Origin of the sequence: Streptomyces sp. NPDC002467 (genome assembly GCF_042889825.1) — a bacterium.
Taxonomy (GTDB): Bacteria; Actinomycetota; Actinomycetes; order Streptomycetales; family Streptomycetaceae; genus Streptomyces.
On sequence record NZ_JBIARJ010000009.1, the window covers coordinates 73,995 to 87,265 of the forward strand.

Sequence of the window (13,271 nt, forward strand, 5' to 3'; positions counted from 1 at the left end):
CAAGTTCCCCGGATCCGGGGCGGCGGCTGCGACGCTGCCTGACATGGAAGCGGTGCTGGCGCGGATGCGCGCCCTGGACGAGCGGCTCCCCGCGCAGGACGGTGTCGCCGTCTTCAACCGGGTGTACCTGACCGTGACGGAGACCCTGTACGAGCGGATCTCCCACGGGGGTTTCCCCGCACCTCGCAGGGCAGCCGTGCTGAGCACGCGCTTCGCGGAGCGCTACCTGACGGCGGTGGAGGCGGACCGGCCGCCGGCCTGCTGGCGGCCGCTGCTCCAGTACCGCCGCCACCCGGGCGTACGTCCGCTCCAGCACGCGCTGGCCGGCATCAACGCGCACATCGGCCACGACCTGGCGCTGGCGGTGGTGGCCACCTGCCACGCGCTGGACTGCGAACCGCGGGCCTTGGAAGCGGACTTCGACCGGGTCGGCGACACCCTCGTCGCCCTGGAGGAGCGCATCCGCGAGGACCTGATGCCGGGGCCGGACCTGCTGGAGATCGCCGATCCGCTGACCCACTTGCTCGGCTCGTGGAGCCTGGAGCGAGCCCGTTCGGGCGCCTGGGCGGCGGCCCGCCTGTTGTGGACCCTGCGCCGCTCCCCCGATCTGGCGGAGGAGTTCGCCGAGTCCCTGGACTCGGGCGTCGGCCTGGTGGGCCGCTGCCTGCTCACGCCGACGGGGCCGAAACCCCGTGCGGCCTGGGCCTTCGCCCCCTAGCCTGACGCCGTGACCAGCTTCGCCACGCACCGCCGACGGGTGCACGACACCGGGCTCCCGCCGTACCGGCGGCTGTCGGCGCTGCGCACCTGCCTGACCGAGTTCGCCCCGTACGGGTTCCGGGCGACCTATCACCACCTGTGCCGCAGCGCGGGGATCCCCCGGGACCTGGAGCGGGATCCGGGAGCGTTGGTGTGGGCGGTGGAAGAACTGCACGCCGCCCGGGCGCTGTGGCTGACCGAGCAGGCCGGGTGGGAGTCGCGCCGCCGTGCCCAGAAGGGTGCCGGTGTCCGTGTTCCCGATCCACCCGCGCCCACGGTCCGGCTGTGGTGCCCCGATCCCGAGTTCCACCCGGCCGCACCGCTGCCCGCCGTGATGCCCCGCCTGATGTCCGCCCCGCGGGCCGGTGACCTCGCGGTCTGCCCGCTGTGCGAGACGGACCGGGGCACGACGCCACTGCGCGACGGGTACTGGCTCCATCGGCTGTGCGCGGGCTGCGGGGTGAGCCTGGGGCGGCGCGAGCAAGGCCATGCCCGGGCCGTGCAGGACGCACAGAAGGCCCGTTGGAAGCTCGTGTGGAGCCGGACGGTGTGAAGGGGACGGCATGAGAACGGGCCGCCGCCGCGCTCGTGGCGCGGGGGCGGCCCGTGGTCACGGGGGTCCCGGATGGGGGTCCCTGGTGGCCGGGGGAGGTCAGTCCTCCGGGAGTTCGACCGGGGCGATCTCGTCGTACACGTCGCCCGGGCCCGGGTTGACGGCGTCCGTGGAGCCGCCGAGGTGGTGCATGACGCCCCAGACCGCGTTGAGGGCGGTCTGGACGGCGCCCTCGGCCCAGCCGGCCGTCCAGGAGATGTCGTCGCCCGCGAGGAAGATGCCGCGCTTGTCCTCGGGGAGGCGGTCCTGCATGAAGTGGGTGAACAGGCGCCGCTGGTAGCGGTAGTGGCCCGGCAGGTTGGCCTTGAACGCGCCCATGAAGTAGGGCTCGTCCTCCCAGGACACGGTCACCGGGTTGCCGATGATGTGACGGCGGATGTCGACCTTCGGGTAGATCTCGCCGAGGGACTTCAGCATGACCTCCATCCGCTCGTTCGCGGACAGCGGCAGCCACTTCAGGCTGTCGTCGCACCACGTGTACGAGAGGCAGATGACGGCGGGCTTGTCCGGGCCGTTGTCCAGCAGGTAGGTGCCGCGGGTCATGCGGTCGGTCAGGGTCATCGACATGACGTCGCGGCCCGTCTCCTCGTCCTTGTCCAGCCAGAAGGGGCGGTCGACGGGGACGAAGAGCTTCGAGCTCTCCATGTAGTGGGTGCGCTCGATCGCCGTCCAGTGGTCGATCGGGAAGAGGGTGTCGTCACACGCGATCTTGGACAGGAGCATCCAGGACTGCGCGGTGAAGATCGCGGCGCGGTACGTGCGGATGTCGCCCGAGGAGTCGGTGACCGTGATGCGGTTGCCGGCCGTGCGGTGCAGGCGGGTGACGGCCGGGCGCGGGGTCCCGTCGTGCAGGGAGGACAGGGAGGTGCCCTGGGCCCAGTGGACGATCTTCTCGGGCTCGCGCTCCCACAGGCGCAGCGGCAGCTGCTGCGAGCCGCCCACGATGCCGCGGTGGTGGTCGTCGGCCTCGGTGTAGACGACGCGCAGGATCTCCAGGATGGAGTTCGGGAAGTCGGTGTCCCAGCCGCCCGTGCCGAAACCGACCTGGCCGAAGATCTCGCGCTTGCGGAAGGACTTGAACGCCTCCGACTTGCAGAGGAACCCGTAGAAGGTCTCGTCGTCGAGCTTCTCGACGAGCTTGGCCCAGATCTCGCGGATGCGCGGGACGTCCCGCTCGCGCATCGCGGTGTTCATGTCGGAGAAGTCGGCGCCCTCGTCGAGGCAGGCGTTCCACGCGTCGGCGACGTCGCGGTAGATCTGCGGGAGGTCGGCGATGGTCTCGGCGTAGTGCGTCTCGCCCTTGAGGTCGACGACCGTGGAGGGGGTGGCCTCGGCGAGCGGGTTCGGGAACGGCTCGGTGACCAGGCCGACCAGGTCGATGTAGTGCTGGAGGGCCGTGGAGGAGGGCGGGAAGCGCATGGCGCCCATCTCGGCGGTGAGGCCCTCGGTCTCGGCGCCCTCGAAGCCGACGGTGCGCAGCCGGCCGCCGATCTGGTCGGCCTCGTAGACGACGGGCTTGAGGCCCATCTTCATGAGCTCGTAGGCCGAGATGATGCCGGACAGCCCGCCGCCGATGACGGCGACCTCGGTGCCGAACTCGGTCGCCGGTATCTGGCCGAGCCCCGCCGGGTGGGCCAGGAAGTCGTCGTACGCGTAGGGGAAGTCCGGGCCGAACATGGTGATCGGCGGCTGTCCGTCGCCGTGCGGGACGGCGGTGGTGGGCACCGTGGACGTCATGGGGTACGACTCCTTGCGGGGGTGGGGCAGGGGGGAGGGCGGTGCGGGCGGGACTCAGACGAGCGAGGCGTAGAGCCCGGGGCGGCGGTCGCGCAGGTAGGGGTTGGTCGTGCGCGACGCGCTGAGCAGCTCGGGATCGGCCTCGCCGAACACCAGCTCCTCGCCGCGGCCGGCCCGGGTGCGGGTGACCCCGTCGGGGCTCGCCAGGCAGCTGAGTCCGACGAACTCGAACTCGCCTTCCGGACCGGTGCGGTTGACGTACGCGATGTACATCTGGTTCTCGAAGGCCCGTACGGGCACGAGCTGTTCGGCGACGAACTGGAACGGGTGCATCTGCGCGGTCGGCACCAGGAGGAGGTCGGTGCCGGCGAGCGCGTGGGCCCTGACGTTCTCGGGGAACTCCACGTCGTAGCAGATCATGATGCCGATGCGGAGGTCGCCGAGGTCGGCCTGGACGACGGGGGTGTCGCCGGGGGTGAAGGCCTCCTGCTCGAAGCAGCCGAAGAGGTGGGTCTTGCGGTAGTTCGCGAGCGGGGCGCCGTCGGGGCCGATGAGCTGCGCCGAGTTGTACACGGCGTCGCCCGAGCGCTCGGGGTAGCCGTACAGGACGGCGATCCCGTGGCGGCGGGCGATGCCGCCGATGGCGTGGGCGGACTCGCCGTCGGCCGGTTCGGCGCGGTCGGCGATGTCCTGGGGGTCCAGGGCGTAGCCGGTGAGGAACATCTCCGAGGTCACGAGGAGCCCGGCCCCGCTCTGTGCGGCGCGCGCCGCGGCCTCGTCGAGCGCCTTCAGGTTCTCGGCGGTGTCGCCGAGCCGTCCGGAGCTCTGGAGGAGGGCGGTGCGCAGCGGGGCCATGGATATCCTCTGTGGCAGGAGGGGTGGGGGTCGTAAAACGGTACGTTCGGACGTTCGACCCGGACAAGCCGTGACCGTTGCGCTCGGAGCATCGATTCGTTGCGCGTTCCGCCGGGTGGGCGGCGATTCGTTGCGCACCCCCCCGTACGGCTGCCTCGGCGCCCCCCTGAGCGAGACCGTGCGCCCGCCCTACGGGGCCGTCCGGAAGGCCGGGTGGGCCCCGAGGAAGCGCAGGTCGTCGAGGATTCCGGGGGTGTGGTTGGAGACGACGCGGCCGCTCCAGGTGTCGACGAGGGCGGGAACGGTCAGCGTGCCGTCGAAGTGGTGGCCGGTGGCCTCGTAGGCCAGGCGCAGGGCGGTGTGGGCGCCCGCGGTGTGCCCGGGGGCCGCGGGGAGGACGGTGGCGGCGACCCGGCCCTCCAGACCGAGCGCGGCCAGGGCGCCGGCCACCCGCAGGGAGCGGGGACAGTCAGGACCGAGATAGAGGTGGTAGCGGTGCGGGACGGGCGAGAAGCCGGTCCCGATGCGGCCGCGCAGCTCGGCATGGGGCGATCCGGCGGCCGGGGCCGGTACGGCGACGACGGGCGGCAGGGCGGGCGCGGTGGCGACGGCCAGCTCGGCCGGTACGGCGGCGGCGTTGGGCGGGGCGGGCACGGCGATGGAGGGCATGACGCTCCCTGGGCGGAAGAGGGCACGGCGTGCTGCCGGGTCGCGCGGTGCACGCCCGGTCGTTTCCAGGGGGTGCCGGTCGGGGCCTCCCCTGCGGAGTCAGCGGCCGAAGGCGCTGCAGACCCGCAGGAGGTCGATGTGGAGGCGCCGGGTGAGCCACCAGCGGCGGAGGGTCCGGTCCTGCGAGTACGCCGATCCGGCCGTGTCCACGGTCCCGCCCCCCGTCCCGTACTCGTCGCGCGCTCGTGCCGTACCGGTCCCGAACTCGTCGTCTCTTCGGCGGCGGCCGGTCTCGCGGTGGTTAGGCTTCCCGCGGCGGGCACGCTCCATGCGCCCGTCTCCCGCAGTCTCGTGGCGGCGCCCGGGGCCGTCAAGAAGGCGGTCACGGTCGGTTCGCGGCCACCTACGGAAGGAATCCGGCACCCATGTCCCCCGAGACCGGGCCCGTACCCGGCGACGAAGTGCTCGACAATCCGGTCTGGGCGGCGCTGACCGGACCGCACCGCGCCTTCGCCGAGCACGGGCCCTCGGGTCTGGCCGCCCGGTACGCGCAGGACGCGAGCCCGTTCGCGGCCCTCGCCGACCCGGCGGACCCCCGCGCGTGGGCGGACCTGGCGGCGCTGGTCGGGCCGGACGAGGGCGTCTGGGTGACCGGACTGCTGACCCCGCCGCCGGGCTGGGAGACCGTGATGACCATTCCCGGCGTACAGATGGACGGCCGGGCGGTACGGGCCGAGGCCGCGCCCGGGGCGGTCCCGCTGGGCCACGGTGACGTGCCGGAGATGCTGGAGTTGGTGGAGCTGACCCGGCCGGGCCCGTTCATGGACCGGACCGTCGAGCTGGGCACGTACCTGGGGATCCGGGAGGAGGGCCGGCTCGTGGCGATGGCCGGGGAGCGGATGCGGCCGACGGGCTGGTCGGAGATCAGCGCGGTGTGCACGCACCCGGAGTTCCGGGGCCGCGGCCTGGCCGCCGCCCTGATCCGGGCGGTCGCGGCGGCGGTGCGGGAGCGCGGGGACGTCCCGTTCCTGCACGCGGCGGCGGAGAACACGGGGGCGGTGCGGCTGTACGAGTCGATGGGGTTCACGGTGCGGCGCCGGCCGGACTTCGTGGGGCTGCGCACGCCCGCCAAGGAGGCCTGATCCGGGATCCGTCGGCCACGGCGGGGTTTCGCGGGGCGCTGCGCGGTCAGACGCGTGGCACACCCACGGAAAGGAACAGCCATGACCGACGTCTCGCGCCTGCCCGGATCCGCGCACCATCACTGGCAGTGGCAGCTGCGCGCCGCCTGCCGGAATCTGGGCCCGGGTCGCTTCTACCATCCCGCCGGGGAGCGGGGCGAGGACCGGGAGGAGCGGGACGCGGCCGCCAAGCGGGTCTGCGGAGGGTGCCCCGTCCGGGCGGCCTGTCTGGAGCATGCGCTGCGGACCCGGGAGCCGTACGGGGTCTGGGGCGGGCTGACGGAGGAGGAGCGCCGCCCCCTCGTCCGCCCGGGGGCCGCGGTTCGCGCATCGGCGGGCCGCTAGGCCGTCTCTTCCGGACCCTCCCTGACCAGCGCCCGCTCGTGCGGGACGTGCCGGGGCGCACCCGGCGGCGTGCGTCGGGTGCGCCCCGGGCCGGTTACAGGCGGGTCAGGTCATGTCGATCTCGCGGTGCGCGCCGTGGAGCAGCGCCCAGATGATGAAGATGTTGACGACGACCAGCGTCATCGCCCAGAAGGGGTAGTACGGGATCGACAGGAAGTTGGCGAGGGCGCCCAGCCCTGCGACGACCACGCCGAAGTACCGCGCCCACAGGGTTCCGCTGAGGACGGCGCAGCCGGCGATGACGATGAGGACGCCCAGGATGAGGTGGACCCAGCCCCAGCCCGTGAGGCTGAACTCGAAAACGTAGTGGCGGGTCCTGAGGAAGATGTCGTCCTTGGCGATGGCCGCGATGCCTTCGAAGGCCGCCATCGCGCCACCGAAGATCATCAGTGCTGCGGCGAAGGCGGTGGTGCCGGAGACCGGCACTCGCCATGGTTGGGTCCCGGCCGCGTTGGGGCGGGTGGTGTCACTGGCCATGCAGGCCTCCTCGGGCGACGGGCCCGTCCGGCCGGTCGACCTTGCCGGACCGGCGCGTGATCCCCCGTCCCAGCGTGGCACGGGGGATACGCGTCGGCATTCCGGCCACCCGGGTGCGCCGCGCTGGTGCGCCCGCGGCGCGTTACGCCGGGGCGCCCGAGGTGAAGCGGCGCAGCAGCGGGGAGAGGACCAGGACGGACTTCGTGCGCTCCACGAAGGGCTCTCCCGCGATGCGCTCCAGTACGCGCTCGAAGTGGCGCATGTCGGAGGCGAAGATCTGGACGAGGGCGTCCGCGTCGCCGGTGACGGTCGACGCGGACACCACCTCGGGGTACCGCTCCAACCCTCGCCGGATGTCGTCCGGCGAGGTGTTGTGGCGACAGTAGATCTCGATGAAGCCCTCGGTCTCCCAGCCCATGGCGGCGGGGTCGACGCGGACGGTGAAGCCGGTGATGGCCCCCTCCGCACGCAACCGGTCCACGCGCCGCTTCACGGCGGGGGCGGAGAGCCCGACCTCGGAGCCGATGTCCGCGTAGGAGCGGCGGGCGTCCTCGGCGAGGGCGTGCACGATGCGTTCGTCGAGATCGTTCAGTCGCACTGCGGGTGGATCACTTCTCTGCTGTGGCCACTTCTGCTTCCGTGGCGAGGCGGGAGCGGCGGATGCCGTACAGGAAGTAGACCACGAGGCCGACGGCCATCCAGCCACCGAAGACCATCCAGGTGGCGCTGTCGAGCTCGAACATCATGTAGGCGCAGGCGATGGCGCCGAGGATCGGGGTGACGGGGAAGAGCGCCACCTTGAAGGTGCGCGGCATGTCGGGCTTGGTGCGGCGCAGGATGATCACGGCGACGTTGACCAGGCCGAAGGCGAAGAGGGTGCCGATGCTGGTGGCGTCGGCGAGCTTGCCCAGCGGGATGAAGGCCGCGAGGACGCCGCAGAAGAGGGAGACGATCACCACGTTGGCGCGGGGGGCGCCGGTCTTCTCGTCGACCTTGGCGAAGACCTTGGGGACGAGGCCGTCGCGGGACATCGCGAAGAGGATGCGGGTCTGGCCGTAGAGGACGGCGAAGACGACCGAGAAGATCGCGACGATGGCGCCGGCGGCGAGGACGACGCCCCAGATGCTGTTGCCGGTCACGTCGGTCATGATCTGGGCGAGCGCGGCCTCGGTGCCCTCGAAGTCCTGCCACGGCATGGCGCCGACGGCGACGAAGGCGACGAGCACGTAGAGGACGGTGACGATGGCCAGCGACAGCATGATCGCGCGCGGCAGGTCCTTCTTCGGGTTCTTGGCCTCTTCACCGGCGGTGGAGGCGGCGTCGAAGCCGATGTAGGAGAAGAAGAGGGTCGAGGCGCCGGCGGCGATGCCGGTCATGCCCAGCGGGGCGAGCGGGGTGTAGTTGCCGGCCTTGATGCCCATGACGCCGATGCCGATGAAGAGCAGCAGGGTGACGATCTTGACGCCGACCATGATCGAGTTGACGGTGGCGCTCTCCTTGGCGCCGCGCATCAGGAAGACCATGGAGAGCAGGACGACGACCAGCGCCGGCAGGTTGATGAACCCGCCCTCGCCCAGGGGCGCGGAGACGGCTTCGGGGATGGTGACGCCGATGGTCCCGTCGAGGAACTCGTTGAGGTACTGGCCCCAGCCGACGGCGACCGCCGCGACGGAGACGGCGTACTCCAGGACCAGGCACCAGCCGCAGATCCAGGCGATGAGCTCGCCCATGGTGGCGTACGCGTAGGAGTACGAGGAGCCGGAGACGGGGACGGAGCCGGCCAGCTCGGCGTAGGAGAGGGCCGAGAACAGGGCGGTCAGGCCCGCGAGGATGAAGGAGATCGTCACGGCGGGGCCGGCCTTGGGGGCGGCGGTGCCGAGGACGACGAAGATGCCGGTACCCAGGGTGGCACCGATGCTGATCATGGTCAGCTGCCACATGGTGAGCGAGCGGCGCAGCGTGCCGCCCTCGCCCTGCCCGCCCTCGGAGACGAGCCGCTCGACCGGCTTGCGCCGCATCAGCGGGTTCACGGTCCTACGGGGCTCGGTCGTGGCGGGGGGCGCCTGGCCGGTGTCGAGCACTCGGGAACTCCTTCTCACTGCGGATGGGGACTGTCGGCGTCGACCGCAGCGGTTCCGGAGCAAGGATCAGGCAGAACTCTGCCCGGGCATGCGGACCGCCGAGCAGGCGGTCGCGCCACTCCACGTACAGGGGGTGAGCCTACGAGCTGAGCGATACCGCCCGTAATGCACCTTCCTTGCACATTGGCGAACGATCGTTGCGCGGATCCGTCCGGAATGGTCCTTTGTTGCGCGCGGACGATCGATCACTGCGCAATCCACCCGAACCCCCTTTCTTGACACTTCGTCAGATCTGCCGCAGCGTGCCGCCATGGATCTGGACGTGCTCTACGAGATCGACGTACGCAAGCCCTGGCCGGGGACCCACCCGCACGGCCAGCGGGCCGCCGAGCAGCGCGCCTACCGGGAGGCCGTCGAGCAGATCAGGCTCGCCGACCGGATGGGGTTCCGGACCGTGTGGGCGGTCGAGCACCACTTCCGCGAGGGCCGCTCGCACTGCCCGGCCCCCGAGGTCCTCCTCGGGCACCTGGCGGGGCTGACCAAGGGGGTCCCCCCGGACGAAGTCTGGGGGAGGATCCGGCTCGGCTTCGGGGTGACCCTGACCCCCTTCGGCTTCACCCCGCCGCAGCGCATCGCGGAGAAGGTGGCCACCGTGGACGTGCTGTCCGGCGGCCGGGTGGAGTGGGGCACCGGGCGCTCCACCCCCATGGAGCAGGCCGCCTTCGGGGTGGACCGGGAGCGGTCGCGCGACGACTGGCGCGAGGCTGTCGGCATCGTGACCGGGATGTGGCGCGAGGAGTACTTCGCCCACGAGTCCGAGCGGTTCCGCTTCCCCCGCCGCATGGTCACGCCCAAGCCCGTGCAGGACCCCCACCCTTCCCCAAGCTCTCGGCTTCGCTCGAGCAGGGGAGACCCCATTGCCTGGATGGCGGCCACCTCCCCCGGCTCGGCCGAGGTGGCCGGGGCCGCCGGGCTCGGGCTGCTCTCCTTCTCGATCATGCAGCCGCTGGAGGCGATGGCCCGGCAGGTGGCGGCCTACCGGGCGGCCGCCCTCGACCCCCGCCCGCTCACCGACGTCACCACGAACCGGGTCAGCGCCTACACCCTCGTCCACGCGACCGCCCCGCGCGCGCGGCCCGACGCCCGGGTGTGGGACTCGGTGGCCTGGTGGTACTCGAACCTGGCCCGCTTCACCCTGGAGTGGGAGCTGCCGCACCTGGCCCCGGAGGAGCGCGAACGGGCCTTCCCCCTGCTGAACCCGATCCTCGAAGGAGAGGTGCCCGTACGGGAGTTCAGCGACGGGGACATGATCCTCATCGGGGACGCGGAGACCATCGTCGCCAAGGCCAAGCGGTACGCGGACCTCGGGGTGGACCAGTTGATCTGCTACGTGCAGTGGGGGTACCTGGAGCACCGGGAGATCCTGCGCACCCTGGAGGTCCTGGGGAAGGAAGTCATCCCGGAACTGGCCCGGTACGAGCCCCGCGGGGCCTCCTCGTGACCGCGTCCGAGCCCCTCGACCCGCCTGCGTTCGAGCCCCTCGACCCGGCTGCGGCCGAGCCCCTCGACTCCTCCCCCGTGCCCGACTACGCCGCCCTGCACCGCCTCGACGGCCGCCGCCTGGTCCTGCTCGGCGCGGGCAACGGCATCGGCCGGCAGAGCGCCCACGCCCTGGCCGCCGCCGGCGCCCGGGTGCTGTGCGCGGACGTGGACGAGGGGCGGGCCGCGGCCGTCGCCCGCGAGACCGGGGGCGTCCCGTACGCCTGCGACGTGACCCGCCGGGAGGCCGTACGCACCTTGTTCGCGCGGGCGCCGGAGCTGCTCGGCGGCCCGGTCGGCGGGGTGGTCGACATCGTCGGCATGGCCCGGTACGCGGCGCTGCCCGAGCTGGACGACGCCGGCTGGGACTGGCACTTCGACCTGGTCCTGCGGCACGCCTGGCTGGCCGTGCAGTACGGCGGCGAGGCCGTCGCGGCGGCCGGCGGCGGCCCGCTGGTCTTCGTCGCCTCCGTCTCCGGGCTCACGGCCGCCCCGCTGCACGCCGCGTACGGGGCCGCCAAGGCCGGCCTGATGGCATTGGTGCGCTCGGCGGCGGTGGAACTGGGCCCGCGCGGGGTACGGGTGAACGCGGTGGCGCCGGGCGTGGTGTGGACCCCGCGGGTCGCCGCCCTGCTGGGCGCCGAGGGGCGGCGGCGCAACGCGGAGAACGCCCCGCTGGGCCGGGTGGCCGAGACCTCGGACATCGCGGCCGCCCTGTACTTCCTGGCCTCGCCGCTGTCCTCGTACGTGACGGGCCAGACGCTCGTGGTGGACGGCGGGGTCGGTGTGAAGTTCCCGTACCCGACGATCGGAGGCGAACAGTGAACGCCCACAGCGCCGGCAGCACCGAGAGCACCTACGACGGCACCCACGGTCGGTGGCAGGACCCGCAGCCGTTCCTGCGCGGGGTGGCCTGGCTGGACAAGGGGCGTCCGGTCCGCGCCGACCCGGCGGACACCATGCGGCTGCCCTGGGACACCGGGGAGCGGGCCACCCTGCCCATCGGGGTCCGGCTGGAGTTCACCACGGCGGCCGCGACGGCGGTCGAGATCCGCTACCGGGCGACGGTGCCCGGCCCCACCGACTCGCTGCGCGACCTCTCGCACCTCTTCTCCCTGTGGGACCGGCACGGGGTGGTGACCGAAGTCTTCACCGAACCGGCCGCGGAGTCCGTCGTACGGATCGAACTGGGCGGCGGCCACGGCCCGTTCACCATCCACCCGCCCGAGGCCCAATCGCCCCTGGTACTCGGCCTGCGCGGGATCGGCGGCGACCTGGACCCGGCGCCGCCCGCCCCCCGCTGGGTGGTGCACGGCGACTCCATCACCGAGGGCTGGTGGTCGACCCGCCCCGCGCACGGCTGGCCGGCGGTCACCGGCCGGGCGCTGGGCTGGGACACCGTCAACCTCGGCTATGCGGGCGCCGCGCGCGGTGAGCTCGCCACCGCCGAGCAGCTCGCGGGCCTGCCCGCCGACGTCCTGACCCTCGCCTTCGGCACCAACTGCTGGTCCCGGGTGCCGTTCTCGGCGCCGATGTTGTACGAGACCACGCGGGCGTTCCTCGAACTGGTCCGCCAGGGCCACCCCAGGACCCCGCTGCTGCTGGTCTCCCCCGTGCTGCGGCCCGACGCCGAACGCACCCCGAACCGGCTGGGCGCCACCCTGGGCGCGTTGCGCGACGCGATGGAGCGGGCCGCGCGGGACCGGATCGCCGCCGGGGACGAGCGGCTGGCCGTGCTCCCGGGGCGGGACGTGCTCGGTCCGGAGCACCTGGAGGACGGTCTGCACCCCAACGACGCCGGACACCGGGTCCTCGGCCTCGCTGTGGTCACGGCTCTGCGGCGGGCCGGGTTCGCCGCCGGGTAGGTGAAACAGCCCACACCGGTCCCGGTGAACGGTTCGCCGCCTCCGGGGCGTGTCCTGGGCAAGTTGCCGCCGCTTCGGAAAGAACGCGGGCGGCGGACACGACGGACACGATGTGGGAGAGATCAAAATGGGCATCAAGCGCGGAACCACCCTGGCCGCGGCCGTGATCGCCGTCGCCCTCGCGGCGACGGCCTGCGGCCCGAACGACGACAAGGCCGCGGACTACGTCAAGCCGGCCGGCGCCGATTCCTACGCGGCCCCTGCGGCGGAAGGCGCGCCGGCCGCCAAGTCGGCCGGGCAGCTGGCCATCGGCGACAACGCGCAGCTCGGTCCGGTGCTGACCGACGCCGCCGGTCTGACCCTCTACCGCTTCGACAAGGACACGGCGAAGCCGCCGAAGTCGAACTGCGAAGGGGACTGCGCGAAGACGTGGCCGGTGGTCGCCGCGGGCGACGTCACCGCGGCCGCGGGCATGGACCCGTCGCTGCTCGGCGAGGTCGTGCGCGGCGACGGCACGAAGCAGCTGACGGTGGCCGGCTGGCCCGCGTACCGGTTCAACAAGGACGCCAAGGCCGGCGATGTGAACGGCCAGGGCGTCGGCGGGGTGTGGTTCGCCTTCGCACCGGACGGCAAGAAGGCCGCGAAGGCGGCGCCGGGTGCGGGTGCTCCGTCCCAGGCCGACGCGAACGCGGGGCTGTCGGTGGCGAAGGACCCGAAGCTGGGCGACCACATCGTCGACGGCAAGGGCATGACGGTCTACCGGTTCAAGCCGGACACCGCGTGGCCGATGGAATCCAAGTGCACCGGCGACTGCGTCGCCAAGTGGCCGGTGGTTCCGCCGGTCGACAAGGCGAACGCCAAGGGCATCGTGGAGAAGGGCTACTCCGTCCTGGACCGCCCCGACGGCAAGAAGCAGCAGGCCGTCGACTGCTGGCCCGTCTACACCTTCACCGGTGACAAGAAGCCCGGCGACGTCAACGGCCAGGGCGTCGGCGGCACCTGGTACGCCGTCTCGCCCGAGGGCAAGCTCATCACCGTCCAGTAGCCGCCCTCCGCTCCGCCTGATCCGCGCGGTCCTCCGCCCCCACCC

14 protein-coding genes are annotated in these 13,271 nt (G+C 72.6%); 8 read left to right on the plus strand and 6 right to left on the minus strand.

Annotation, left to right across the window (positions count from 1 at the left end):
- Positions 1-43 precede the first annotated feature (43 nt).
- A complete protein-coding gene (locus ACFYYJ_RS19900; protein WP_389134103.1) occupies positions 44-718 on the plus strand; it encodes a DUF5995 family protein in 675 nt (224 codons plus the stop codon).
- A gap of 9 nt (positions 719-727) precedes the next feature.
- Positions 728-1,312, plus strand: coding sequence for a hypothetical protein (locus ACFYYJ_RS19905; RefSeq protein ID WP_385364057.1), 585 nt, complete (start codon positions 728-730; stop codon positions 1,310-1,312).
- A gap of 99 nt (positions 1,313-1,411) precedes the next feature.
- Here ACFYYJ_RS19905 and ACFYYJ_RS19910 read toward each other — a convergent pair whose 3' ends face one another.
- From ACFYYJ_RS19910 to ACFYYJ_RS19920, 3 genes are all read right to left on the minus strand, one after another.
- On the minus strand, positions 1,412-3,109 hold the full coding sequence (locus ACFYYJ_RS19910) for a flavin monoamine oxidase family protein (RefSeq protein WP_385128762.1): 1,698 nt from the start codon (positions 3,107-3,109) through the stop codon (positions 1,412-1,414).
- 54 nt (positions 3,110-3,163) lie between these two features.
- Entirely contained in the window at positions 3,164-3,964 is an 801-nt protein-coding gene (locus ACFYYJ_RS19915; protein WP_385128761.1) for a carbon-nitrogen hydrolase family protein, read from the minus strand.
- Between the two features lie 189 nt (positions 3,965-4,153).
- Positions 4,154-4,633: a hypothetical protein gene (locus ACFYYJ_RS19920; RefSeq protein WP_389134106.1), complete on the minus strand. Its 480-nt coding sequence runs from the start codon at positions 4,631-4,633 to the stop codon at positions 4,154-4,156.
- A 425-nt stretch (positions 4,634-5,058) separates the two neighbouring features.
- Between ACFYYJ_RS19920 and ACFYYJ_RS19925 the strand changes: the two genes are divergently transcribed.
- Both ACFYYJ_RS19925 and ACFYYJ_RS19930 read left to right on the plus strand, forming a co-directional pair.
- On the plus strand, positions 5,059-5,775 hold the full coding sequence (locus ACFYYJ_RS19925) for a GNAT family N-acetyltransferase (protein ID WP_385364055.1): 717 nt from the start codon (positions 5,059-5,061) through the stop codon (positions 5,773-5,775).
- A gap of 81 nt (positions 5,776-5,856) precedes the next feature.
- Positions 5,857-6,159 carry a WhiB family transcriptional regulator gene (locus tag ACFYYJ_RS19930; RefSeq protein ID WP_385128757.1) on the plus strand — a complete coding sequence of 101 codons (303 nt, stop codon included), beginning with the start codon at positions 5,857-5,859 and terminating at the stop codon, positions 6,157-6,159.
- A gap of 105 nt (positions 6,160-6,264) precedes the next feature.
- Here ACFYYJ_RS19930 and ACFYYJ_RS19935 read toward each other — a convergent pair whose 3' ends face one another.
- The 3 genes from ACFYYJ_RS19935 to ACFYYJ_RS19945 all read right to left on the minus strand — a co-directional run bounded on the left by ACFYYJ_RS19935 (position 6,265) and on the right by ACFYYJ_RS19945 (position 8,777).
- Positions 6,265-6,696, minus strand: a complete 432-nt coding sequence (locus ACFYYJ_RS19935) for a hypothetical protein (RefSeq protein ID WP_389134110.1) — start codon at positions 6,694-6,696, stop codon at positions 6,265-6,267.
- A 142-nt stretch (positions 6,697-6,838) separates the two neighbouring features.
- A complete protein-coding gene (locus ACFYYJ_RS19940) occupies positions 6,839-7,294 on the minus strand; it encodes an Lrp/AsnC family transcriptional regulator (RefSeq protein ID WP_030027017.1) in 456 nt (151 codons plus the stop codon).
- Between the two features lie 10 nt (positions 7,295-7,304).
- On the minus strand, positions 7,305-8,777 hold the full coding sequence (locus ACFYYJ_RS19945) for an amino acid permease (RefSeq protein WP_385128755.1): 1,473 nt from the start codon (positions 8,775-8,777) through the stop codon (positions 7,305-7,307).
- A gap of 310 nt (positions 8,778-9,087) precedes the next feature.
- On the opposite strand from ACFYYJ_RS19945, the gene ACFYYJ_RS19950 reads away from it, so the two are divergent.
- The 4 genes from ACFYYJ_RS19950 (at position 9,088) to ACFYYJ_RS19965 (ending at position 13,226) form a co-directional block, all read left to right on the plus strand.
- On the plus strand, positions 9,088-10,278 hold the full coding sequence (locus ACFYYJ_RS19950) for an LLM class flavin-dependent oxidoreductase (RefSeq protein WP_389134114.1): 1,191 nt from the start codon (positions 9,088-9,090) through the stop codon (positions 10,276-10,278).
- On the plus strand, positions 10,275-11,141 hold the full coding sequence (locus ACFYYJ_RS19955) for an SDR family NAD(P)-dependent oxidoreductase (protein ID WP_385365222.1): 867 nt from the start codon (positions 10,275-10,277) through the stop codon (positions 11,139-11,141). Before ACFYYJ_RS19950 ends, ACFYYJ_RS19955 begins: the two co-directional genes overlap by 4 nt.
- Entirely contained in the window at positions 11,138-12,181 is a 1,044-nt protein-coding gene (locus ACFYYJ_RS19960) for a GDSL-type esterase/lipase family protein (RefSeq protein ID WP_389134117.1), read from the plus strand. The genes ACFYYJ_RS19955 and ACFYYJ_RS19960 overlap by 4 nt, the downstream gene beginning before the upstream one ends.
- A 127-nt stretch (positions 12,182-12,308) precedes the next feature.
- Positions 12,309-13,226: an SCO0930 family lipoprotein gene (locus ACFYYJ_RS19965; RefSeq protein ID WP_385128788.1), complete on the plus strand. Its 918-nt coding sequence runs from the start codon at positions 12,309-12,311 to the stop codon at positions 13,224-13,226.
- Positions 13,227-13,271 lie beyond the last annotated feature (45 nt).

Excerpts from the sequence above, each read along its gene's own strand:
- ACFYYJ_RS19925 (WP_385364055.1), top strand. The coding sequence starts at position 5,059 with ATGTCCCCCGAGACCGGGCCCGTACCCGGCGACGAAGTGCTCGACAAT.
- ACFYYJ_RS19930 (WP_385128757.1), top strand. The coding sequence starts at position 5,857 with ATGACCGACGTCTCGCGCCTGCCCGGATCCGCGCACCATCACTGGCAG.
- ACFYYJ_RS19900 (WP_389134103.1), top strand. The coding sequence starts at position 44 with ATGGAAGCGGTGCTGGCGCGGATGCGCGCCCTGGACGAGCGGCTCCCC.
- ACFYYJ_RS19920 (WP_389134106.1), bottom strand. The coding sequence starts at position 4,633 with ATGCCCTCCATCGCCGTGCCCGCCCCGCCCAACGCCGCCGCCGTACCG.
- ACFYYJ_RS19965 (WP_385128788.1), top strand. The coding sequence starts at position 12,309 with ATGGGCATCAAGCGCGGAACCACCCTGGCCGCGGCCGTGATCGCCGTC.
- ACFYYJ_RS19910 (WP_385128762.1), bottom strand. The coding sequence starts at position 3,109 with ATGACGTCCACGGTGCCCACCACCGCCGTCCCGCACGGCGACGGACAG.
- ACFYYJ_RS19935 (WP_389134110.1), bottom strand. The coding sequence starts at position 6,696 with ATGGCCAGTGACACCACCCGCCCCAACGCGGCCGGGACCCAACCATGG.
- ACFYYJ_RS19950 (WP_389134114.1), top strand. The coding sequence starts at position 9,088 with ATGGATCTGGACGTGCTCTACGAGATCGACGTACGCAAGCCCTGGCCG.
- ACFYYJ_RS19915 (WP_385128761.1), bottom strand. The coding sequence starts at position 3,964 with ATGGCCCCGCTGCGCACCGCCCTCCTCCAGAGCTCCGGACGGCTCGGC.